We start from the raw sequence: 22,266 nt of genomic DNA on the forward strand, positions 1-22,266 counted from the left end.
CACCGGATCGGTCACCGGGCCGACGACGGCGACGACGGCGCCCGCACCGGCTCCGGCACCTCCAGCCCCAGATACCCGCGCAGCGTCGTCGCCTCGTACGCGGTGCGGAACCGGCCGCGGCGCTGCAGCTCCGGGACCACCTGGTCCACGAAGCCCTCAAGACTCGCCGGCAGCGCCGGCGGCATGAGGTTGAATCCGTCGGCGCCGCCGCGGTCGAGCCAGCGCTCGATCTCGTCGGCGACGGACTCCGGGGTGCCGACCATCGTGCAGTGGCCTCCCCCGGCGGCGAGCCGGCCCAGCAGCTGCCGCACCGTCGGACGCTCGGACTCGATGATCCGCAGGATCGTCGCATAGCGGCCCTGCGGCCCGGTGAACGCCTCCAGCGGCGGCAGCTCCGGCACCGGGGCGTCGAGCTCCCAGTCGGAGGTGTCCTGCTGGGTGAAGACCGCCAGCTGGCGCAGCGAGTCCTCCACCGGCAGCAGCTCGTCGAGGGCGGCCTGCTTCTCCCGGGCCTCGGCCATGGTCGAGCCGACATAGGTCACCAGTCCGGGCATGACCGCCACAGAGTCCGGGTCCCGACCGGCCGCGGCGATCCGGGCGCGCACATCGCTGCGATACTCCTGCCCGGCGGCGAGGTCGTAGGCGACCGCGTAGATCGCCTCCGCCCGCCGCGCGGCCAGATCCCGGCCCTGCTCGGAGGAGCCGGCCTGGAAGAGCACCGGGCGGCCCTGCGGCGGGCGCGGGACGTTCAGCGGCCCGCGGACGGCGAAGTGCTCGCCGACGTGCTCCAGCGGGGCCAGCCGGGAGCCGTCGACGTAGCGGCCGTCGCGCTCGACCACCAGCGAGTCCTCCGGCCAGGAGTCGAGCAGCCGGGTGACGACGTCGACGAACTCCTCGGCCCGGCCGTACCGGACGGCATGGGGCGGCATGGCCTCCATCCCGTGGTTCTGCGCCTCGGCGTCGAACATGGAGGTCACCACGTTCCAGCCGAGCCGCCCGCCGGAGATGCGGTCCAGGCTGGCCAGCAGCCGGGCGGCGTGGAAGGGAGCGTAGAACGTCGCCGACACTGTGGAGACCAGCCCGATGCGCTCCGTGGCCCGGCTCAGCGCGGTCAGCAGGGTCAGCGGCTCGAAGTGCCACATCGGCCCGTCCTCGACGCCGGTGATGCTGATCGACTGCCCGTCGGCCAGGAAGACCGCGTCCAGCAGCCCGCGCTCGGCGATGCGGGCGATCTCCTCGTACCAGCCCAGGTCGGCGAGCTGGTCGGCGGACGAGTCCGGCGCCCGCCAGGCGGCCTTGTGGTGGCCGGCGCCGTGGAGGAAGAGGTTGAAGTGCGCCGGCTTCGGGCTCATCCCTTCACCAGCCCGCCGTCGACGATCAGGTTCTGCGCCGTCACCCCGCGCGCCCAGGGCGAGGCGAAGAAGACCGCGGCGTCGGCCAGCTCCTCCGGGGTGGTGACCCGCCGCAGCGGCGTGGACGCGGCGATGGCGTCGAAGACCTCGCTCGGCGTGGCCGCGGAGGCGTCGGTGCTGCGCAGCAGCCCGCCGGAGATCATGTTGACGGTGATCCCCTCCGGCCCCAGGTCCTCGGCGAAGGTCCTGGTCAGCGACAGCAGCGCCGCTTTGGCGGCGGTGTAGTCGTGGTACGGCACCACCGGGTGCTGGAAGAGGTTGGTGCCCACGGAGATGATCCGGCCGACGCCGGCCTCGCGCATCCCGGGCAGCGCGGCCTGGATGACCTGCAGCGGAGCCTGCACCGAGCCGGAGAACTGCGTCGAGAGCTCGGCGGCGGTGATCTCGCCGGCCCTCGAGCGGGCGTCTCCGGTGAAGGCGAAGTCCACCAGGGCGTTGTTGACCACAGTGGTGATCGGGCGGCCGAAGTGCTCGCGCGCCGTCTCGACCAGCGCCTCGACCTGGGCGGCGTCGCGGACGTCGGCGGCGACGGCGAGCGCCTGCTGCGGGTGCGCGGCGGCCAGCGTCTCGGCGGCCTCGCGGGACCGGTGGTAGTTGATCACCACGGCCGCCCCCTCGCGGAGGAAGGCCCGGGTGATCGCCGCCCCGAGGCCGCGGGCGCCGCCGGTGACCAGCACGAGCTGATCGGCCAGCGGCGGGGCCGGAACGGCGGAGGGGTCGACGTCGGCGGTCCGGTGATGCTGGGGGTCGGTGCTCATATGTGCCTCTCGTCTCGAGGCGAAGGAGCATGCGCCGGGCGGATGCGCGCGTCGACGGTCTCCGTCGGCCGCTGCGCTCCGGGTGCGACGGCGGGCCGCACCGAGACGGACATTCCCTTCGCCAGTGCGAACTGGATCAGGTTCGACGGGTGTCATCTCAGCCGCAGATCGCGGCACCCCGTGTCACGGCACTATGGAACCACACCCGCGCGCGGCGGGGCGGGATGTTGCGCAGGTCTCAGCGCCGCGGGATCTCCCGGGCGTTGGCCAGCACCGGCAGCCGCTCGCGCGCGGAGGAGACGGCGTCGACGTCGAGGTCGGCCACCAGCAGCTGCGGGGCCTCGCCCGCCTCGGCGAGCACCTCGCCGGTCGGGCCGATGATCATCGAGTGGCCGACGCCGGTCGGCGCGCCGTCGACGGGCTCCACGCCCGCCGCCGCGGGCAGTCCCTGGCCGCAGGCGATGACGTACTGCGTCGAATCCAGGGCCCGGGCGCGGGCCAGCAGCCGCCACTGGTCGACCTTGCCCGGCCCGGCGCCCCAGGAGGCCGGCAGGATCGTCGCGATCGCGCCGGCGCGGGCATGGGCGGTGAACAGGTCCGGGAAACGGATGTCGTAGCAGGTCGCCAGCCCGAAGGTCGCCGCGTCGACGTCGACGCGCGCCGGGGCCTCCCCCGGCGCCACTGTGGCGGACTCCTGGAAGCCGAAGGCGTCGTAGAGGTGGATCTTGTCGTAGGAGGCCTCGACGCCGGGGCCGACGGCCAGCAGCGTGTTGGCCACCCGTTCGCGGCCCTGCTCGCCCGGCGGCGCGGGGGTGAACATGCCGACCACCACGACGATGTCCTGGGCCGCGGCGATCTCCCGGACGGCCGTCGCCCAGGGCCCGTCGGTCGGCTCGGCGATCGCCGTCAGGCTGTGTCCGAAGGCGCGCTGCGTCGCCTCGGGGAAGACGACGACGTCGGCGCCGGCCTCGGCGGCCTGCTGCGTCCATTCGCGGACGAGCTCGAGGTTCTGCTGCGGGTCCTCGCCGGTGACGAGCTGAGCTGCTGCGATGCGCATGCCCCCAGCCTACGACCTGCCCCCGGCCGCAGTCTGCGGGGCGTCAGCGATCGGCCGCCGACGGATCCAGGTCCGCCAGCGGCTCGCCGGTCTCCAGCTGCGACTTCAGGCTGGCCAGCAGCGCCGGCCATCCCCGGCCCACCATCGAGCGCAGCGCGCCGTCGACGTCGAACTCATGGACCAGCTGCAGCCGCACCGGCCCTCCGGCCGGATCGACGGTGAAGGTGACGCGGGAGGCGCCCTCGTGGACGAGCCGGTCGTGCAGCGCCTCGTCCACTCCCTGGGCCGCGGCCCATTCGGCGGTGAAGACATGCCAGGTGTAGGCCAGCCGTCGCGGCCGTTCGGCCTCCAGGACCTTCTGGCCGGGCCCGGCGGTGCGCACCGTGCCCCGCGGAGTCTCCTCGGACCAGGTCATCGAGGACTCCGGGCGCCAGTCGGTCTCGAAGCGCACGCCCCACCAGCGGGACGTCGCCGCCGGGTCGGTCAGCGCGTCCCAGACCTGGTGGTCGGCGGCGCGGATATAGGTGGTGCAGGTCAGCGTGGCCTCGGACATCGGGGCTCCCCTCCTGATGCGGCGCCTCCGGCGGCCGACAGCGACCGCCCTCACCGTCGAGCGTCCGACTGCGGCACGACGCCGGTCAAGGCTGGGCGCCCGGGCGAGGGCGCGGGTCGGCCCGCCTCACCACACCGGGTTCCAGGCCCCGACCAGGATCGAGACCGCCGTGGCGAGCGCCGCCAGCACCAGGCCGCCGAGGATCAGTCCGACGTCGGCCGCGTCGGTCCGCGCGGGCCGGGCCCAGGTGCGCGGCCCGGCGCCGAAGCCGCGGGATTCCATGGTCACCGCCAGCCGGGTGGCGATGCGGATCGCCTGCACCAGCAGCCCGAAGGCCTGCGAGGCCGTCGCGCCGACGCGGGCGACGAATCCGCCGTGGGCTCCGATGCCGCGGGCGCGGCGGGCATGGCCGATCGTCGTCCAGTGCTGGGCCAGCAGTCCGAGCAGCCGCATCGCCGCCAGCGCGCCGAGGACGAAGCGCGCCGGCAGCCGCAGCTGCTGGGCCAGCCCGTCGGCGAGATCCGTGGGGTCCGTGGTGGAGAAGACCAGCACCGAGGGGATGACGATGGCCAGCGCGCGGGCGCCCATGGCCGCGCCGAGCTCCAGCGAACCCGCCGAGACGGTGGTGAAGCCGAGGTCCAGCAGCGTCTCGCCGGAGGCCTCGGCGGCGACGGCGGTGCCCCAGACCGCGACGACGGCGCCGATAGCGAAGGGCCACAGGCGCTTCAGGAACTGGCCGAGCCGCAGCCCGGCGGCCGGGACGAGCAGCAGGCCTGTCGCGATCACCACCGCCGAGCTGACCCAGTCCATCGTCGCCACCAGGGCCACGGTCACCAGCAGCACGGCGGCCAGCTTGGCCGGCGCGCCGCGGCGGCCCAGGGCCGACTCGATGCGCACGCCGGAGAGCATCGGGACGGTAGAGCCGGCGGCGGGCTCGCGGGCGGAGGCGTCGGCGTCCTCCTTCCGTCGCTCCGGGCTCGACGGCTCCTCGCCGAGCCGCAGCTCCTCGGCGTCCAGGGCCTGCAGGAAGGCGGCGTCATGGGTGACCGCGATCAGCGCCCCGCCGGCGTCGAGGTGCTCGCGCAGCAGCCGGACCAGCTCGGCGAAGGTGTGGGCGTCCTGGCCGAAGGTCGGCTCGTCGAGCAGCAGCACCGCCGGACCGGCGGAGAGCACAGTGCCCACCGACAGCCGGCGCTTCTCCCCGCCGGAGAGGGTGAAGGGGTTGGCCTCGGCCAGCTCGGTCAGCCGCAGCCGCTCGAGCAGCTCGGCCACGCGCGCCTCGACCTGCTCGGCGGTGAACAGCGGCTCGGAGGTGCCCGGCCGTCGGGCCTGGTGCGCGCCGAGGGCGAGCTCCTCGCGGACGGTGGAGCGGACGAACTGGTGCTCCGGCTCCTGGAAGACCATCCCGAGGCGGGCGACCAGATCGGCGGCGCGCCAGCCGCCCGGGTCCTCGCCCAGCCGCTCCCGGCCCGCCGTCGCACCGGTGTCGCCAGCGTCGCCGGAGCCGCCGAAGCCGCCGGAGCCGCCGATCAGCCCTGTCCCGGCGGCGAGCCGACCGCCGTGGCGCGGCAGCAGTCCGGCCAGACTGAGCAGCAGCGTGGACTTCCCCGCGCCGTTGCGCCCGGTCAGCCCCAGGGCTCGGCCGCGGCGCAGCGTCAGGTCCACGCCCTCGAGCACCGGCCGGGGCGCCGAACCGGCGCGCGGTCTGCGCCGCCGGCCGGGTCCTCGACGGCGTCGTCGCCCCGCGCCTGGGGCCCGGTGCGGGGCGGTGCGCCCGACGGCGAGTCCTGCGGCGGACAGCAGCGCCTCGTCGGCGACCCCCGCCGGTCCGTCCTCGGCGACGCCGCGGCGCGGCGACCACGTCGGCAGCTGCGGCGGCCGATCGGGGACCCAGAGCCCCATGGCCGCCAGCTCCTCGCGCAGCGGCTCGTCGTCGGCGACCCGGGCGGCGTCGACGCGGCGGCGCACCCCGCCGCCGGCTTCGAGGACGACCAGCGTGTCGCAGTGCTCGGCCCAGACGCCCAGCCGATGCTCGACGACGACCAGCGTCGGCCCGGTGGCCGCGGCGGCGGCGAGGACCGCGTCGCGGACCTGGGCGACGCCGGCCGGGTCGAGATTCGCCGTCGGCTCGTCGAGCAGCAGCAGCCCCGGGCGCATCGCCAGGATCCCGGCCAGCGCGAGGCGCTGCTTCTGCCCGCCGGAGAGCTCGGCGGTGGGGTGGTCGAGCAGCTGTTCGGCGACGTCGTCGGCCCTCGCCCCCTCGATGCCGGGGCCCAGCCCGACGGCGTCGAGCGCCTCGCGCACCCGCACCCAGATCTGCTCCCGCTCCACGGCGAGGTTCTCCGCGGCGAAGGCGACGTCGTCGCCGATCCGCGAGAGCACCACCTGCGACTCGGGGTCCTGCTGCATCAGCCCGGCCCGGCCGCGGGCGGCGTCGGGGGCCGCGCCGTCGAGGCGCAGCGTGCCGGCCGATACGGCGTCCTCGTCGTGGAGCACCCCGGCCAGCCCGTGCAGCAGCGTGGACTTCCCCGCGCCCGACGGGCCGGCCAGCAGGACCTTCTCCCCTGGGGCGAGGTGCAGATCCAGGTCCGCCAGCGCTGGAGCGGGACGGTCGGCGTGCTGGAACGTCCAGCTCTCCGCCCGGACCTCGACGCCGGCCGGGCGCACGGAGGCGTCGGACGCGCGGGACGTGGGCGACCCGGACGGCCCGGAGACGCCCGGCGCCGTCCCGCGTCGGGCGCCGTCGAGGGTCTCCCGGGGCGTCGACGTCGCGCTCATCGGCCCGCTCCGGCGCCGACGACGGGCTCCCGGTGGGCCCGCCGGGAGGCCAGCGGCCCGAGCACCGAGGTCGCCGCCAGCCCGCGGGTCGCAGTCCACATCAGCGCCCCGGCGATGATCGCCCCGGAGAGGGCGAAGCAGCCGATGTGGACGAACGTCTCCAGCGGCGCATAGGCGTACATCGGGATGATCCAGTGGTAGGTCGCTCCGCCGAAGAAGCCCGAGAGCGCGCCGGCGAGCACGGCGACGTCGAGGGTGAAGCGGCGGTAGAGGAAGGCCATCACGACCAGCTCGGCGCCCAGGCCCTGCACGAAGCCCGAGGACAGCACGGTCAGCCCCCACTGGGAGCCCAGCAGGGCGGAGACGACGGCGGCGACGAGCTCGCAGTAGATCGCCGCGCCGGGCTTGCGGATGACCAGCGCGCCGAGCACGCCGGGGAAGAGCCACATGCCGTGGACGATGGTGGCCGCCGGCGGATACGCGGCGAAGAGGCCGCCGACGAGCTGATAGCTGAGGTTCCATCCCCAGAAGATGACGCCGGCGGCGACGGCGAGGGTGGAGGCGACGACGATGTCCGAGACCGACCAGCGCGCGGTCCTCGCGCCCTGGATCGCCCCGGAGGCTGACGTCGATGCGGCGGTGCTGCTCATGATGCTCCCTGGTCGTGACAGTGATGGACCACGAGCACGCAGGAGAGAGCCGGAGGCGACGGCGCGGCGGATCCGCAGAGGTGCGGACGGGTGCCGCCGTCGTCGGCGATCCGGCATCCGAGGACGAGTCTCGACTTCCTTCGCAGGTGCTGGCCTGATCAGGTTCGAGGGTCTGGGCCTTCAGCCCACTCTCAGCGCCTTCCGGCACGTGCGTGCCGAGGGGCGCTCCCCTGTCGTGTCTCGAATGACGTGGACCACCGTACCCCACGCCCGGCGCGGCGGGGAGAGGTCGCCGGGACGATGACCACGCCTGCCACGGCTGGGCTAGGCTGGGGGCGAGGTCGACCGCCCGCGGTCCGCGCGGCGTCGGCCGGGTGCGCACAGAGACCGAACGGCGAGGAGTGCCGATGGACAAGATCATGGACAAGCTGCTGACCACCGGGATCTCGCTGGCCGGCGGCTTCGCGGCCACGAAGGCCTTCGAGTTCGCGTGGAAGCAGGCCACCGGCGAGGAGACGCCGAAGAGCTCCGAGGACGAGGACATCTCGCTGCAGAAGGCGCTGATCTTCGCGGTGAGCTCCGCGGCGCTCTCCGCCGGGGTGCAGGTCCTCTCCCAGCGCGGGGCGAAGGCCTCGATGCGCAAGATCAAGGGCGCCTATCAGGACCCTTCGGAGGTCTGAGACTCGTCCCGCGGCTCCTGCCCGGCGTCGAGTGGCCGCCGGTGACGAGGAATCGGCCGCCGATCCCCTCGTCAGGCGCAGAACTCTCGTCACCGGCGGCCACTCGATGACGTAGGAGCCGAGGCGGGACGCGGCAGGTTCCTGCACAGCGTCCAAGCCCCGCGGCACGACGCGCCGCGTCATCCACAGCGACCCCCGCAGCGCTGGCGGGAGCGCGAGCCGCCCTCTGGGATGGGGCCATGTCTCCCTCCCCGTCCGACCCCTCGGCCACAGACGACCTCGTCCTCGGCGACCGCCGGCGCGGAGCACCGATCCGCGCCGGCACGGCCGGCCGCACACGGGCCCAGCTCCTCGACGACGAAGGACTCGCTCCGCGTGACCTGCGCCGCGGCCGGTACCACCGCACCGTCGAGCGGCTGACCACCGACGTGTACCGCGGAGCTGACGACTCCGCCCATCCCGACGCCCGCGAGATCGCGCTGCTCCAGGGCCTGACCCGCGGGACCGCCCGAGTGGCGACCCATGGCACCGCCGCCGCACTCCTCGGGCTCTGGGAGGAGCGGCTCCGGGCGCCCCACCACCTCACCGTGCCGCGCGACGGCGGACGAATCCGACGACCAGGACTGATCGTGCCGCACCGGGCCGACATCTCCGGCGAGTTCATCACCGAGGTCGCCGGCATCCCGGTCACCACGCCCGCCTGGACGTGGGCGGATCGTGCGGCGTCGCAGTCGCTGGTCGAGGCCGTCGTCTCCGCCGACGCGCTGCTCAGGAGCCCGAGGATCGCCTTCGAGGGACCCGGTGTCGCGGTCGCCGCGTCCGAGGACCTCCTCGCCGCGGTGCAGTCGAAGGCCGGAAGCCGCGGGATCCGACGGGTGCGCCGCGCCGCCGGGCTCGCACGCCCCGGAGCGGATTCTCCGCAGGAGACGCGGCTGCGCGTGGCCATCATGCTGGCCGGCCTGCCCGAGCCCGAGGTCAACGAGTGGGTCGTCGACGCGCAGGGACGCAGACTCTTCCAGCCGGACCTGCTCTTCCGCGAGCAGCGGGTCGCCGTGCAGTACGAGGGCATCCACCACTCCGCCCCGCGCCAGGTCGAGCGCGATGTGCATCGCGCCGAGCTCGCCGCGGACCACGGGTGGATCGAGGTGCGGATCACCCGACGTCATACGGTCGACGGCTGGGCCCCGGCGATCGCCCGGATCGTGGACGCCCTGCGTCGTCAGGGCTGGGACGGCGCCCTCATCCGGCGCTGATCCGTCGAGTGGCCGCCGGTGACGAGGAATCGGCCGCCGATCCCCTCGTCAGGCACAGAACTCTCGTCACCGGCGGCCACTCGACGACGTCGGGTTCGTCAGGGGCCCTCAGGAGCTCGGCCGGTCCTCGTCGAGCTCCGGACGGGCGGTGTCCTCGTGCGCGATGCGGTCGACGGCGCGGGCCAGCTCGTCGACGACGAGCACGTCGCGCCGGACATGCCGGCTCCGGTACCCGGCTCGGCCGACCATATGCGCGCTGACCGGCGCGGTGAGGATCTGCACGCCCCAGGTCAGCAGCGCGATGGCGACCAGCTCCCAGCTGCGCCAGGTCAGCGCGGCGGCCAGCACGAACATCAGCAGCCCGAGCACCTGGGGCTTGGTGGCCGCATGCATCCGCGAGTGCAGGTCCGGGAAGCGCAGCAGCCCGACGCCGGCGGCCAGCGACATCAGCCCGCCGATCACCAGGCACACCGCCGCGACGCCGTCGAGGATCGGATCCAGCCCGCTCATCATTCCTCCTCCCCCCGGTGCGCGCCGGAGTCCGCCTCGTGCTCCCGCCGGGCGTCGGCCCGCCGCTGCTCCTCGCGCCGCGAGCGGGCCAGGGCGGTGAACCACGACGTCGACGGATCCTCCTCGTCGGCGGCCTCCGACGTCGGTCGCGAGGGCTCGGCCCCCGCCGTCCGGGCCGTCCGGGCCGTCCGGGCCGTGCTGGGCTGGTCCGCGGCGGCCCCGCTCGGATGCGGCCGGGCGACCTGCTCGGTGCGGCGCACCGGGACGAAGCGGGCGATCGCGACGGCGCCGAGGAAGCCGATCATCGCCCCGGCGATGACGAAGAGCACGAAGTCCCGATGGTCGCGGGCGATCATGTCCACCAGCAGCATCGAGGAGACCACCAGCAGGGTCACGTCGACGGCGATGACCCGGTCGAGCACCGAGGGGCCGCGGAAGACGCGGACCACTGCGCAGAGCGCGGCCGCGCCGAGCAGCGCCTCGGTGATCAGCAGCGCAGTCTCCAGCATCAGGACCTCCCTTCCCCGGACGCGTCGAGGCCGCCCGGTGCCGCCTCGCGGGTCGCGGACCCGTCGATCGGCGGATGCGCCCGCAGCTCGGCGGGGCTGAGCCCGGGCGTGCGGCCCAGACGCTTCTCCGCGCGGATCCCGGCCAGGTCCGACGGGGTCCCGCCGGCGCGGATGAGCAGCGCCTCGTCGCGCAGCACTGAGCGGCGCACCCGGTCGGCGTCCTCCGGCCCGCGGAAGTCCAGGCAGTGCAGGTACAGCGTGGTGGTCGTGCGGTCGACGTCGAGCACCAGCGAGCCCGGCACCAGCACGACGGCGTGGCCGACCATCGTGACGAGGAAATCGTCGTGGCTGCGCAGCTGCACCGCGACGATCGCGCTGCGCACCCGGGGGCCGCGGACGACGGCCAGCCAGGCCACCTGGAAGGAGGCGAACACCATCCGCCCCAGGAACCGTCCGGCGAAGACGACCCACCAGAACAGGTTGAAGCGCCCGGTGCCGCGCAGCGGCGGAAGGTAGAACACCCGCACGATCGCGGTGCCGAGCACCAGGCCGACGAGCAGCGTGCCGAGCGTGAAGTCGCGCCAGACCGCCATCCACAGGAACGTCAGGAAGGCGATCAGCGGCATCTCCAGCCGCAGCGGGGTCCTCGGTCGTCTCATCGGGACTCACCTCCTGGCTCTTCGCCGGAATCGCCCGGGGCGTCGGCGACGTCGTCGGACTCCAGCTGCGCGGCGTCGCGGGGCTCCACCGAAGTGTGCACCGGGGCGAACTCCTCCGCGCCGCCGTCGCCGGTCTCGATCCCGTCGACCTGCGCGGCCAGCTCCCGCAGCTCGGCCCGGACGCCGTCGACGCGCTCCTCGCCCAGCACCGCCTCGAGGTAGGGGGTGCGTTCGTACATGTCCTGCGCCGCCGCCCGGGAGAAGCTCATCAACGGGCCGGCGAAGACGGTGAAGGCCAGCGAGAGTCCGACCAGCAGCGCCGTCGGCACCGTCATCGACGTCGGCAGCAGCCGCTTGTTGGCCGCCCGGGCGTGGGCCAGCGTCTTCGACATCAGCAGCGGATCGGGGTCGTCGGCGTCCTCTGCGCGGCGCCAGAACGCCCGGGACCAGATGCGGGCCAGCGCCAGCAGCGTCAGCAGCGAGGTGACCACCGAGCCGACCACCAGCGTCCAGGCGATCACGGTGTCCTCCGCGACGCCGCCCTGGATCATCCCGAGCTTGCCGATGAAGCCGCTGAACGGCGGGATGCCGGCCAGGTTCATCGCCGGCAGGAAGAACAGCACCGCCAGCACCGGGGAGATCCGCGCCAGCCCGCCCAGCCGGTCCACCGCCGAGGTCCCGGACCGGCGCTCGATCAGCCCGGTGACCAGGAACAGCGTGGTCTGGATGGTGATGTGGTGGGCGACGTAGTAGATCGTCGCCGACATCCCGGTGATCGACAGCAGCGAGAGCCCGAAGACCAGATAACCGATGTGGCTGGTCAGCGTGAAGGAGAGCATGCGTTTGACGTCGCTCTGCGCCAGCGCGCCCAGGATCCCGACGAGCATCGTCAGCAGCGCGACGATCATCAGCGCGGTGTTCAGCCGCTCGCCGGGGAAGAGCAGGGTCTCGGTCCGGATGATCGAGTAGATGCCGACTTTGGTCAGCAGGCCGGCGAAGACTGCGGTCACCGGCGCCGGCGCCGTCGGGTAGGAGTCCGGCAGCCAGAAGGCCAGCGGGAAGACGGCGGCCTTGATCCCGAAACCGACCAGCAGCATCACGTGCAGCAGCAGCTGCATGCCGCGGTCCAGCTCGCCCAGCGCCAGCGCCAGATCCGCCAGGTTCACCGTGCCGGTGGCCGCGTAGATGACCCCGATGGTGATCAGGAAGAGCAGCGAGGAGACGATGGAGACGACCACGTAGGTCACTCCGGCGCGGATCCGCGCCTCGCCGCCGCCGAGGGTGAGCAGCACGTAGGAGGCGGTCAGGAAGATCTCGAAGCCGACGTAGAGGTTGAACAGGTCCCCGGCCAGGAAGGCGTTGGAGACGCCGGCGACCAGGATCAGATACGTCGGGTAGAAGATCGACACCGGGCCGTCGTCGCGCCGCTCCTCGGCCGCGGCGCCCTGCCCGACCGCGTAGAGCAGCACCGCCAGCGTGATGATCGACGAGACCACCAGCATCAGCGCGGAGAACCGGTCGATGACCATCGCGATGCCGAAGGGCGCCGGCCAGCCGCCCAGGTGGACCGCCTGCGCCCCGCCGTGCCAGACGTCGGCCAGCAGCACGATCTCCAGCACCACGGTCAGCGTCAGCGTGCCCAGCGTGACGGCGCGCTGGGTGGCCTGCTGGCGGTAGAAGGCGAAGCCGAAGCCCGCGCCGAGCACCGGCAGCAGCGTCGCCAGCGGGATGAGGGAGGCCAGATCGCCGTCCATGTCAGCGCCTCCTTCCGCGGCGGGACGGGCCCTCGGAGGGTCCGGCGGCCGGGCTGTCGGCCGAGCCGGCGGCCGAACCGTCGTCGGGCTCCGCCGCTCCCCCGCGGACCCGCGCGTCCCCGTCGGGCTCGTGCAGCCCGCGGCGCAGCTGGTCCTCCACGGCGCCGCCGGCGGTCGCGTCCCGGCCGGCCTGCGGATTCAGCAGCCGGCCGCGCTGACGGGCCTGATGCGGATCCGCCGGGTCGACCTCGGAGAACTCGCTGGTCTCGGCGGGCACTTCGGAGTCCTCCTCCGGGTCATGGACGGGCTGGGCGGCCACGCGGCGGTCCTCCTCGTCGTCGGCGACCTCGTCCTGCCGGGCCAGCGCCCAGGAGCGGTAGATCAGCGCCAGCATCAGGCTGGTCAGCGCGAAGGAGATCACGATGGCGGTGAGCACCAGCGCCTGCGGCAGCGGATCCAGCATGTCCGCGAAGCCGGCGCCGTCGCGGACGATCGGCGCCAGCCTGGCCCGGCCGGCGGTCTGCAGCATCAGCAGGTTCACCCCGTTGGAGATCAGGATGATGCCCAGCAGCACGCGGGTCAGCGAGCGCTCCAGCAGCAGGTGGACGCCGACGGCGAAGAGCGCGCCCATCAGCACCAGCAGCGTCAGATTGATCGTCATGGCTCAGTCCCCCGTCCCGGCCCAGGCCGAGGCCATGCGCCCGCGGCGACGCAGCCGCGAGGCCTCGGCCAGGCTCTGCTGCTCGGACCGCACGTCGATCTCCGCGCCCAGGCTGCGCAGGATGTCCAGGATCAGCCCGGCGACCACCAGGTAGACGCCGATGTCGAAGATCACCGAGGAGACCAGGGCATGCTCGCCGAGCAGCGGCAGCGTCAGCTCCACGTAGGCCGACTGGAAGAGCTGGCCGTCCACCAGCAGCGGCATCATCCCCGAGGCGCAGGCGACGGTCATCCCCCAGCCCATCAGCGCGCTGGCGCTGAACGGGACGGCGGCCTCCAGCTCGTAGCGGCCGCCGGCCAGGTAGCGCAGCATCAGCGCCAGCCCGACGAGCAGCCCGCCGGCGAAGCCGCCGCCGGGATCGTTGTGCCCGGCCAGCAGCAGATAGACCGAGAGCAGGATGACCGCGTGGAACAGCAGCCGGGTGACCACTTCGAAGACGATCGAGCGGTGCTCCGGCGCGACGGTGCGACCGGCCACCAGCCAGGCCTCGCGGGCGACGGTCGCGAAGGAGCGGGCCACCCGCAGCTCCTGGACGTGCTGCGGGGAGAGCTCGGCGTCGTCGACCACGCGGCCCACCGAGCCGGTGGGGACCTCGTGGAGGCTGCGCCGTCGCACGTCGCGGCGCTGGACGAAGATCAGCGAGGCCACGCCGGTGGCCGCCGAGGCCAGCACGGTGATCTCGCCGAAGGTGTCCCAGGCGCGGATGTCGACCAGGGTGACGTTGACGATGTTCGCGCCGTGGCCGACGTCGTGGGCCAGCCAGGGGAACTCCACCGAGACCGGGTCGGACGAGCGCGCGGCGAGGCCGACGGCGACGGCGGCCATCATCACCAGACCGAAGGCGGCGCCCAGCAGCGCGCGGGCGGTGCGGAAGCCGGTGGGGTTCTGCGTCCAGATGCCGGCCGGCAGCATGCGCAGCGCCAGCACGAAGACCACCAGCACCGCCGACTCCACCAGCAGGATGGTCAGCGCCAGGTCCGGCGAGCCCTGCAGGGCGAAGATCCCGGCGGAGCCGAAGCCGCAGAGCGAGACGAGCAGCACCGCCATGAAGCGCTTATGGGCCCGCACGGCGCCGACGGCGCCGGCGAGGACCACCACCGCCAGCACCACCTGCAGCGGAGTCTCCGCCAGGATCCAGTCGGCGGGCATCCGGTGGCCGGCCAGCAGCAGCACGCTCAGCGGCACCAGGGTGGCCACCGTCAGGATGATGAACAGGTAGAAGCCCAGCGAGCCGCGCTGGGTCTGCGAGGTCAGCCGCACCGCCAGCGCGTCCAGCCCGCGGATCAGCCCGCGGTAGAGGCGCTCGGCCTCCAGCCGCTGCGGCACCCGGCCCGGCCAGTCGAGGTCGCGCCGGCTGAGCAGGAAGAGGACTGCGCCGAGCAGCCAGGCCGCCGCCGAGAGCCCGAGGCCGGGGGCGAGTCCGTGCCACAGCGCCAGCTCGGCGGTGGCCTCCTCTCCGCCGCCGGAGAGCGCGCTGATCGGTCCGCCCAGCATCCCGACCGGCTGCGGCGCCGGCCCCAGCAGCAGCCCGAGCAGCGCCAGCGCCGCCGGCGCGGCCAGGAAGACGACGCCGAGCCGACCGGTCGGCGTCGTCTCCACCCCGGGTTTGGCCGCGAAGGCTCCCCAGAGGAAGCGGGCGCTGTAGGCCACGGTCAGCCCCGACCCCAGCGCGACGCCGACGGCGGCCGTCCAGCCGAGCCCGCCGCCGACGGCGACCATCGACTCCAGCGCCGACTCCTTGGCGACGAAGCCGAACAGCGGCGGGATGCCGGCCATCGAGGCCGCGGCGAGGACTGCGGTCACCAGCAGCGCCGGCTGGCCGCGGCCGAGGCCGGAGAGCTGGCGCAGGTCGCGGGTGCCGGTCTCGTGGTCGATGATCCCGACGACCATGAACAGCGCGGCCTTGAACAGTCCGTGGGCCAGCAGCATCGCGACCCCCGCCAGCGCCGCCTCGGCGGTGCCCAGGCCGTTGACCAGCACCAGCAGGCCCAGCTGGGAGACGGTCCCGTAGGCCAGGACCAGCTTCAGGTCCGTCTGCCGCAGCGAGCGCCAGGCACCGATGATCAGCGTGGCCAGGCCCAGGCCGATCACTGCGGCGTCCCAGAAGGCGGTGTCGTGGAAGCCCGGGGCCAGCCGGGCGACGAGGAAGACTCCGGCCTTGACCATCGCCGCGGCGTGCAGATACGCCGAGACCGGCGTGGGGGCGGCCATCGCCGCCGGCAGCCAGAAGTGGAAGGGGACCAGCGCGGACTTGGTGACCGCGCCGACCAGCAGCAGCAGCACCGCGACGTCGACGCCGGCGCCGGAGAGCTGGGCGGCGTCGCCGGCCTGTCCGGCCCCGGCGGCGGCGAGGATCTCGGAGAGTCGGTAGGTGCCGGCCAGCTCGCCCAGCAGCACCAGGCCGACCAGCATCGCCAGCCCGCCGAAGGTGGTGACCACAAGCGCCTGGATGGCCGAGCGGCGCGCGACGATCCGGTGCGAGGCGTGGCCGATCAGCAGGAAGGACAGCACCGTGGTCAGCTCCCAGAAGATGAAGAGCATGATCAGGTCGTCGCTGAGCACCAGCCCGAGCATCGCCGCGGCGAAGGCCAGCAGCTCCGCGGCGAAGGGGCCGGCGCTGCGATCGGCGGCGCTGAAGTAGCGGGCGCAGTAGAGCATCACCAGCGCGCCGACGCCGAGGATCAGCATCGTCATGACCAGGCTCAGCACGTCGGCGCGCAGCGCGATGTCCACGCCGAGGTCGGGGATCCACTCGGTGACCTCGACCGGCGGGGCGCGCGGACCGGCGACGCCGGCCTGGTCGGCGTCGAGCGCCTGCGGCAGGGTCCGGACCAGCAGCACCGTCAGCGCGACGGCGAGCAGCAGGGCCAGCAGATGGAAGGTGGCGCGGCCGAGGCGGCGCATGACCCAGGGGACCACGAGGCTCGCGGCGAACAGCGCGGCGAGCAGGGTCAGCATGGGCGGCAGTCCTTCCTCGGCTCGTGCGCCGACGGCGCGGGGGCGGGACGCGTGCGACCACAGGGGCCCCGTCAGCCGCACTGCGAGGAGCTCGCCCAGCTTAACATGCGCGGTGCGGCCGGCTCCGTGCCGGAGCCCCGGTGTGACGGGGGACGACGTCGTCGTCGCCGGTTCCGGGACAGCTCTGTGCGGGACGCGGGCGCGCCGATACGATGCTGGGCATGAGCTCCCCCTCCACGGATGAGAGGCCCCGCCGACTCACGCCCGGCACCATCACCGCCTGGTGCCTGTGGAGCTGGGGCAACGCCTCGGTCAGTGCGGTGATGACGACCTTCGTCTTCGGCACGTACATCGCCTCCGAGGCCTTCGGAGCCGACGGCCGGGGCACCCAGCATCTGACGGCGGCCAATGCGATCGCCGGGGCGCTCATCGCCCTCACCGCCCCGGTCATCGGCCAGCGCGCCGACTCCTCCGGACGCCGGCACCTGTGGCTGGTGATCAACACCGTCATCGTCGCCGGGCTGGTGGCCGCTTGCTTCTTCGTGAAGCCCGAGGAGGGGTACCTGCTGCTCGGCGTGACGCTGATCGCCGGCATGGGGATGGTCAACGAGTTCGCCGAGCTGAACTACAACGCCATGCTGGTCGACATCGCCGACGACCGGCGGATCGGACGCATCTCCGGCATCGGGTGGGGGTCGGGCTACCTGGGCGGGATCGTGATCCTGATGATCGTCTATCTGGGCCTCATCGCCGGCGACCCGCCGCATTGGTTCGGCCTCGGCGAGGACGAGGCGATCAACATCCGCACCGTCGCGCTCGCCGCCGCGGCCTGGTTCCTGGTCTGGGCGATCCCGCTGCTGGTCTCGAAGCGGCGCACCGCAGACCGGGACCGGATCGAGAAGGTCTCGATCCGCGAGTCCTATCGACGGCTGTTCGGCACGCTGGCCGATCTCTGGCGCGGGGATCGGAACACCCTGTGGTTCCTGATCTCCTCGGCGATCTACCGCGACGGGCTCTCCGCAGTGTTCACCTACGGGGCGATCCTCGGCGTCTCGGTCTACGGGATCGCCGCCGACGACGTGATCATCTTCGGCATCGCGGCCAACGTGGTCGCCGCCGTCGGGGCGTTCATCGGCGGCTGGCTCGACGACGCCCTCGGCCCGCGGGCCGTGGTGGCGGGGTGCCTGACGATGCTCACGGCGATCGCGCTGGTGATGTTCTTCCTGGACGAGCCGACGGCGCTGGGTCCGGCCGAGGACCCGTGGTTCGTCCTGCAGCCGACCCTCGCCTTCTGGATCTTCGGCCTGGGGCTGTCCTTCTTCGTCGGCCCCGCCCAGGCGGCCTCCCGCGCCTTCCTGGGACGGCTGGCTCCGGGCGACCGGGCCGGCGAGCTGTTCGGGCTCTACGCGACCGCCGGCCGCTCGGCGTCGTTCCTCACTCCGGCGATGATCAGCATCTTCGTCGGGATCTTCCACGACGAGAAGTTCATCATCGTCGGGGTCTTCCTCGTGCTGCTGGGCGGGCTCGCCTCGCTGCTGCTGGTGCGCAACCCCACAGGCCCGGCGAAGCTCCGCGACCACGCCGCCCCGTCCGCCGCCCCCACCTCAGGATGACTCCGCGGCACGCGCGGGAAAGCGCGCGCATTCCCACCCGTGCCGCGGCGTCATCGCCGTCCGGCGGGGCTCACTGGATGATCGCGCGGTGGAAGTTCTCGTGGCTGCGCGAGGCCGTCGGGCCGCGCTGGCCCTGGTAGCGGGACTGGTGGGCCTGGGTGCCGTAGCCGTGCTCGGCCGGCGAGGTCAGCCGGAAGAAGCAGAGCTGGCCGATCTTCGAGCCCGGCCACAGCTTGATGGGCAGCGTGGCCATGTTCGACAGCTCCAGGGTGACCTGGCCGGAGAACCCGGGATCGATGAACCCGGCCGTCGAATGGGTCAGCAGGCCCAGACGGCCCAGCGAGGACTTGCCCTCCAGCCGCGCGGCGACGTCCTCGGGCAGCGTGACCTGCTCATAGGTCGCGCCCAGGACGAACTCGCCAGGGTGGAGCATGAACGGCTCATCGGGGTCGACCTCCACCAGCCGGGTGAGGTCGGGCTGCTGCACCGAGGGGTCGATGTGGGCGTACTTGTGGTTGTCGAAGAGCCGGAACATCCGCTCCAGACGCACGTCGACGCTGGAGGGCTGGATCAGCGACTCGTCGAGCGGGTCCAGGCGGATGCGGTCGGCGGCCAGCTCGGCGCGGATGTCTCGGTCGGAAAGCAGCACGACGCCGAGGGTACCAGCGCCGCCCCGCGCGGCGGCGTCGCACGGACGTCCCGACTTGGCAACACGGCGCTCGACGTGATCGCGTGGAGGGATGAGCGAGACTCCCCAGAACTCCGACGCCCAGACTCCCGACGAGAACCCCGAGGGCGCCGCCCCCCAGCAGTCGCTGCAGGAGGTGCTGATCGCCGGCAAGGACGGCGAGGCCCAGCCCGGCGACATCATCCGCGCCTTCCTGACCAGCTCGGTCTACTTCCTGAGCCCCCACGAGATCTCCGACGAGACCAGCTCGGTGAACCCGCTGACCCTGCAGGACAACGAGGGCAACCCGCTGATCGCGCTGTTCAGCGCCACCGACATCATCCCGGAGGAGTACTCCGAGCACGCCCCGCACGCCGTCGACGCGCCCGGCGTCGCCGTGGTGCAGTCGCTCTCCGGCGCCGGCATCATCATCGACGCCGGCCAGGAGCACGGCTTCCAGATCTCGGCCGAGGGCGTCGACCGCATCCGCGAGGACTTCCTCTCCCCGGCCGCCGAGGCCGAGGGCGAGGGCGAGCAGCAGCAGTGAGCTGAGGCTCCGCCTCCCCCTTCTCCGTCGAGTGGGCGATCTGTCCAGGTTCTGATCCGGTCACGACCGGCGAACCGCGATGGATCGCCCACTCGATGTGCATGGGGCACCGGACGGCGCCCCGCGCCATCGACCCCGCACCGCACCCCGCGTCGCGCCCCGCGCCATCGGTCCCGCACCGCACCCCGCATCCGCCCGCGCCCCGCTCCGCCCCACGTCATCGACGCCGCCCGCCCGCCGACGGGCGTAGAATCACCCGGGTCGGGAGGTCATCACCCCGCCGCACCGGCACGATGAGCACCCCACAGCGGAGAGGAGGCAGGCAGCATGGCGGCCGTCTTCTCCGGCTTCATCGTCATCTGGCTGATCATCGGCGCGGGCTTCCTGATCGGCCGCTTCGGCCTGCTCGGCGCCGAGTCCCGCGTGGTGCTCTCCCGCGTCGCCTTCTTCGTGGCCTCGCCCTGCCTGCTGTTCACCACAGTCGCCGACGCCTCGCTGCACGAAGTGCTGGGGCCGCAGTTCCTCATCGCCGCGCTGGGCGCCTTCGCCACGCTGATCGTCGGTCTGCTGCTGAACCGGCTCATCGCCGCGCGCCGCACCGGCGGCGAGCGGATGATCGGCGGGATGAGCTCCTCGCTGGTGAACTCGGCGAACCTCGGCTTCCCGATCGCCGCCTACGTCCTCGGCGACGTCGCCTTCGCCGCGCCGATCGTGATGTTCCAGCTGGCGCTCTACACCCCGATCTACGTCATCGCCATGGACTGGCTGACCGGCGGCCAGAGCAGCCGCGCCCGGGTCCGTCCCGCTCCGCGCACCGCCGTGCTGCGCAGCATCGGCCAGTCGCTGATGAACCCGATGATCATCGGCGCGATCCTCGGTGTGGTCTTCTCCTGGCAGGACTGGTCCTTCCCCGGACCGGTGCGCGAGTCCATCGAGACCGTCGCCGGGGCCTCCATCCCGCTGATGCTGCTCTCCTTCGGGCTGTCCCTGGTCGGCAGCCGTCCTCTGGACAAGAAGGCCGGGCGACGCCGCGACGTCGCGCTGTCCTCGCTGCTGAAGCTGGTGCTGCACCCGACGCTGGCCTGGGTCTTCGCCCACCTGGTCTTCGGTCTCGACGGCCACGACCTGCTGGCCGCCGTCGTGATGGCCTCGCTGCCGAGCGCGCAGAACGTGCTGGTCTCCGCGATCCGCTACGAGACCGGCGAGGTCATCGCCCGCGACACGGTGCTGGTGACCACTGTGCTGGCGATCCCGGCGATGATCGGCGTCTCCGCGCTGCTGATGTGAGGCTGCGACGGGGCCGGAGAGGGCCGGAGAAGACCGGGCCAGGGGCGCTCCGCCGACGGCGTCGCCGCCCGGCTCCGCGGCCCGCAGTTGCTAGGCTGAACCGCAGGTCCGACGTCGCGGCCGACGCCGCCGACGCCCACGCACGACGAGAGCGGCACACCAGCACATGACCCTTCCCGGACAGCATGATCCCCACGGCGCGGACGACGCCGCGGGAGGCACGGGCGGATCCGGGAGATCCGGCGGATCCGTGATCGCCTGGGCGGCCTGGTCGGCGGCGCTGATCGTCGCCCTGGTGCTGGGCGGCTTCGCCGTCTGGCTCGTGGACACGAAGGTCTACACCACCGAGGCGCTCGGCGAGCAGTGGTGGGAGGCGGTCCAGGCCGGCGACGGCGAGGTCCTCCTCGGACAGTTCGCCGACGTCCCGGAGGCCGCCGGCGAGGCCGGCGAGGGTGAGGACCCGCGACTGTCCGCCGGTTCGGTGGACACGCTGCTGCTCGACGGCGGCACGTTGGAGCACTCGGCCGAGCAGATCGAGGATCTGCGCGTCGTCGAGCGCTCCGGGGCCGCCGACCTGGTCTTCACCGTCGACGGCGAGGAGCACCGCTCCCGGCTGCCGATGGACAAGGCCGACGAGTCCTGGGGCATCTTCGACCAATGGGCGCTGGACCCGGCGGCGCTGGCCGAGGTCTCGCTCTCCGTCCCCGGCGCCTCCGCCGGCGGCATCGGCCAAGTCGACGTCAACGGCGAGCCGGTGAACTTGCAGGAGGACGCCGCCGAGCTCGCCGCCTACGCCCCCTCGGTGCTCGACGTCGCCGTGGACAGCGAGTGGCTGACCGGCTCGGCCCATCGGGTGCTCGCCCTCGATCCGGAGGACGTCGGCGGCTCCGACGCGGAGGCGCTGTCCGAGGAGATCGAGATCGAGCTGGAGGCCTCCTCGGCCGCGGCCGAGCAGATGCATCAGAAGGTGAAGACGTATCTCTCCTCCTGCGCCGAGCAGCAGGTCCTGATGCCCTCGGGCTGCCCGATGGGCGTCGAGACGCCCAACCGCGTGGAGGCCTCCACCATCGAGTGGAGCATGCCGAAGGCGCAGGAGCTCACGCTGAGCTTCGGCCCCGACGGCTGGTCGGTGGCGGGCGCGGATCGGCTCACCGCGACGGTGAGCTTCACCGCGCAGGACTACTACTCCGGCGAGACGCTCGAGGAGACCCACGACGTGACCTTCGGCCTGGACGTGGAGGTCGGCGCCAGCGGCGAGGACCTGCTGGTCTCGGTCACCGGCGGCTGAGTGTCCTCAGCCAAGTAGTTGGCGGAGAATTTACATCTCAGTTGTTGTACAAGCTACTCGTTTCTACCTGCTCTCCGAAGATCAGCGGGCGCTGATCCCCTGCCCCTCCCGGCACGGACCGCCTCACAGGGCCGCCCACGCTCGGTCGCGCGGACGGTAGTCGCAGGCATCATCAGTCGACCCCGACACAGATTCGCTCAACGTGATGCGCCGCGGGAGTTGAGCCGACTGTCAGCCCCCCACTCTCGTGCCACCCCGCCAGATTCTCGCCCAGCTGCGAGGGACAACTTCAGTTGATCACGCTGAAGGTTTCGGCCACGATGTCGTCAAGCCCCGGATCAGTGACGTCAACCGGTGACGAGAGCTCACAACTCATGGCGCCAATCTCACGGTTGTATAGCCAAACCTCGATCGAAATCACCACCGAGGTCACGTCGGCGCGTGGATCCTTGGCAGTTGCCCTCCAGCAGCTACCCCTTCCCGCGCGCTAGCCACCTCCCAACTACTGCCACACAACTGCCCCACCGGCGGCGCCAGCCCTCCGGTTACATGCACAGTGACTCCTGGCCTCTCCAACCGCTGGATCCGGCCAATCACATCGAGCGCCCCTAA

The 22,266-nt window shown here is 72.9% G+C and carries 20 protein-coding genes and 2 riboswitches; of the genes, 6 read left to right on the plus strand and 14 right to left on the minus strand.

The features are described 5' to 3' along the window. Positions 1-11: 11 nt before the first annotated feature. From ABD652_RS13375 to ABD652_RS13400, 6 genes are all read right to left on the minus strand, one after another. Positions 12-1,352 (minus strand): LLM class flavin-dependent oxidoreductase, encoded by a 1,341-nt coding sequence (locus ABD652_RS13375; protein ID WP_344722213.1) that lies wholly within the window; start codon positions 1,350-1,352, stop codon positions 12-14. Continuing rightward, the gene (locus ABD652_RS13380; RefSeq protein ID WP_344722215.1) at positions 1,349-2,170 is read right to left on the minus strand and encodes a 3-oxoacyl-ACP reductase; all 822 of its coding nucleotides are present in this window, start codon (positions 2,168-2,170) and stop codon (positions 1,349-1,351) included. The genes ABD652_RS13375 and ABD652_RS13380 overlap by 4 nt, the downstream gene beginning before the upstream one ends. 95 nt (positions 2,171-2,265) lie before the next feature. Continuing rightward, positions 2,266-2,361: riboswitch (TPP riboswitch) on the minus strand. 47 nt (positions 2,362-2,408) lie between these two features. Further along, entirely contained in the window at positions 2,409-3,227 is an 819-nt protein-coding gene (locus ABD652_RS13385; RefSeq protein ID WP_344722217.1) for a carbon-nitrogen hydrolase family protein, read from the minus strand. A 43-nt stretch (positions 3,228-3,270) separates the two neighbouring features. Next, positions 3,271-3,780, minus strand: coding sequence for an SRPBCC domain-containing protein (locus tag ABD652_RS13390; RefSeq protein WP_153144394.1), 510 nt, complete (start codon positions 3,778-3,780; stop codon positions 3,271-3,273). Between the two features lie 126 nt (positions 3,781-3,906). Beyond that, positions 3,907-6,558: an ATP-binding cassette domain-containing protein gene (locus ABD652_RS13395; protein WP_344722220.1), complete on the minus strand. Its 2,652-nt coding sequence runs from the start codon at positions 6,556-6,558 to the stop codon at positions 3,907-3,909. Next, on the minus strand, positions 6,555-7,208 hold the full coding sequence (locus ABD652_RS13400; RefSeq protein ID WP_344722222.1) for an ECF transporter S component: 654 nt from the start codon (positions 7,206-7,208) through the stop codon (positions 6,555-6,557). Before ABD652_RS13400 ends, ABD652_RS13395 begins: the two co-directional genes overlap by 4 nt. A 118-nt stretch (positions 7,209-7,326) precedes the next feature. Continuing rightward, positions 7,327-7,450: riboswitch (TPP riboswitch) on the minus strand. Between the two features lie 165 nt (positions 7,451-7,615). Here ABD652_RS13400 and ABD652_RS13405 point away from each other — a divergent pair. Next, positions 7,616-7,888, plus strand: a complete 273-nt coding sequence (locus tag ABD652_RS13405) for a DUF4235 domain-containing protein (RefSeq protein ID WP_344722224.1) — start codon at positions 7,616-7,618, stop codon at positions 7,886-7,888. Positions 7,889-8,127: 239 nt separating this feature from the next. Further along, positions 8,128-9,141, plus strand: coding sequence for a hypothetical protein (locus ABD652_RS13410; protein WP_344722226.1), 1,014 nt, complete (start codon positions 8,128-8,130; stop codon positions 9,139-9,141). Positions 9,142-9,249: 108 nt separating this feature from the next. Here the strand turns inward: ABD652_RS13410 and mnhG are convergent, their stop codons facing one another. Genes mnhG through ABD652_RS13440 form a run of 6 tightly spaced genes read right to left on the minus strand, consistent with a single transcriptional unit; the run spans position 9,250 to position 16,252 of the window. Then, positions 9,250-9,651, minus strand: coding sequence for a monovalent cation/H(+) antiporter subunit G (gene mnhG, locus ABD652_RS13415; protein WP_344722228.1), 402 nt, complete (start codon positions 9,649-9,651; stop codon positions 9,250-9,252). Further along, complete coding sequence (locus ABD652_RS13420) at positions 9,651-10,160, minus strand: MrpF/PhaF family protein (RefSeq protein WP_344722230.1); 510 nt, start codon at positions 10,158-10,160, stop codon at positions 9,651-9,653. Before ABD652_RS13420 ends, mnhG begins: the two co-directional genes overlap by 1 nt. Beyond that, on the minus strand, positions 10,160-10,819 hold the full coding sequence (locus ABD652_RS13425) for a Na+/H+ antiporter subunit E (RefSeq protein WP_344722232.1): 660 nt from the start codon (positions 10,817-10,819) through the stop codon (positions 10,160-10,162). The genes ABD652_RS13420 and ABD652_RS13425 overlap by 1 nt, the downstream gene beginning before the upstream one ends. Further along, positions 10,816-12,573 carry a Na+/H+ antiporter subunit D gene (locus ABD652_RS13430; protein WP_344722234.1) on the minus strand — a complete coding sequence of 586 codons (1,758 nt, stop codon included), beginning with the start codon at positions 12,571-12,573 and terminating at the stop codon, positions 10,816-10,818. Before ABD652_RS13430 ends, ABD652_RS13425 begins: the two co-directional genes overlap by 4 nt. A gap of 1 nt (position 12,574) precedes the next feature. After that, positions 12,575-13,234, minus strand: a complete 660-nt coding sequence (locus ABD652_RS13435) for a Na(+)/H(+) antiporter subunit C (RefSeq protein ID WP_344722236.1) — start codon at positions 13,232-13,234, stop codon at positions 12,575-12,577. Positions 13,235-13,237: 3 nt separating this feature from the next. Beyond that, positions 13,238-16,252, minus strand: coding sequence for a Na+/H+ antiporter subunit A (locus tag ABD652_RS13440; protein ID WP_344722238.1), 3,015 nt, complete (start codon positions 16,250-16,252; stop codon positions 13,238-13,240). 221 nt (positions 16,253-16,473) lie between these two features. Between ABD652_RS13440 and ABD652_RS13445 the strand changes: the two genes are divergently transcribed. Next, positions 16,474-17,865, plus strand: coding sequence for an MFS transporter (locus ABD652_RS13445; protein ID WP_344722240.1), 1,392 nt, complete (start codon positions 16,474-16,476; stop codon positions 17,863-17,865). 70 nt (positions 17,866-17,935) lie between these two features. Here ABD652_RS13445 and dcd read toward each other — a convergent pair whose 3' ends face one another. After that, positions 17,936-18,514, minus strand: coding sequence for a dCTP deaminase (gene dcd / locus ABD652_RS13450; protein WP_153144402.1), 579 nt, complete (start codon positions 18,512-18,514; stop codon positions 17,936-17,938). A gap of 91 nt (positions 18,515-18,605) precedes the next feature. Here dcd and ABD652_RS13455 point away from each other — a divergent pair, with 91 nt between their 5' ends. From ABD652_RS13455 to ABD652_RS13465, 3 genes are all read left to right on the plus strand, one after another. After that, a complete protein-coding gene (locus ABD652_RS13455; RefSeq protein ID WP_344722243.1) occupies positions 18,606-19,079 on the plus strand; it encodes an SseB family protein in 474 nt (157 codons plus the stop codon). Positions 19,080-19,406: 327 nt separating this feature from the next. Further along, positions 19,407-20,366 carry an AEC family transporter gene (locus ABD652_RS13460; protein ID WP_344722245.1) on the plus strand — a complete coding sequence of 320 codons (960 nt, stop codon included), beginning with the start codon at positions 19,407-19,409 and terminating at the stop codon, positions 20,364-20,366. 166 nt (positions 20,367-20,532) lie between these two features. Next, on the plus strand, positions 20,533-21,654 hold the full coding sequence (locus tag ABD652_RS13465; RefSeq protein ID WP_344722248.1) for a hypothetical protein: 1,122 nt from the start codon (positions 20,533-20,535) through the stop codon (positions 21,652-21,654). Between the two features lie 289 nt (positions 21,655-21,943). Here ABD652_RS13465 and ABD652_RS13470 read toward each other — a convergent pair whose 3' ends face one another. Then, positions 21,944-22,087, minus strand: coding sequence for a hypothetical protein (locus ABD652_RS13470; protein WP_344722250.1), 144 nt, complete (start codon positions 22,085-22,087; stop codon positions 21,944-21,946). Between the last annotated feature and the right edge of the window lie 179 nt (positions 22,088-22,266).

The sequence above is a fragment of the Nesterenkonia halobia genome (assembly GCF_039536005.1).
Taxonomy (GTDB): domain Bacteria; phylum Actinomycetota; class Actinomycetes; order Actinomycetales; family Micrococcaceae; genus Nesterenkonia; species Nesterenkonia halobia.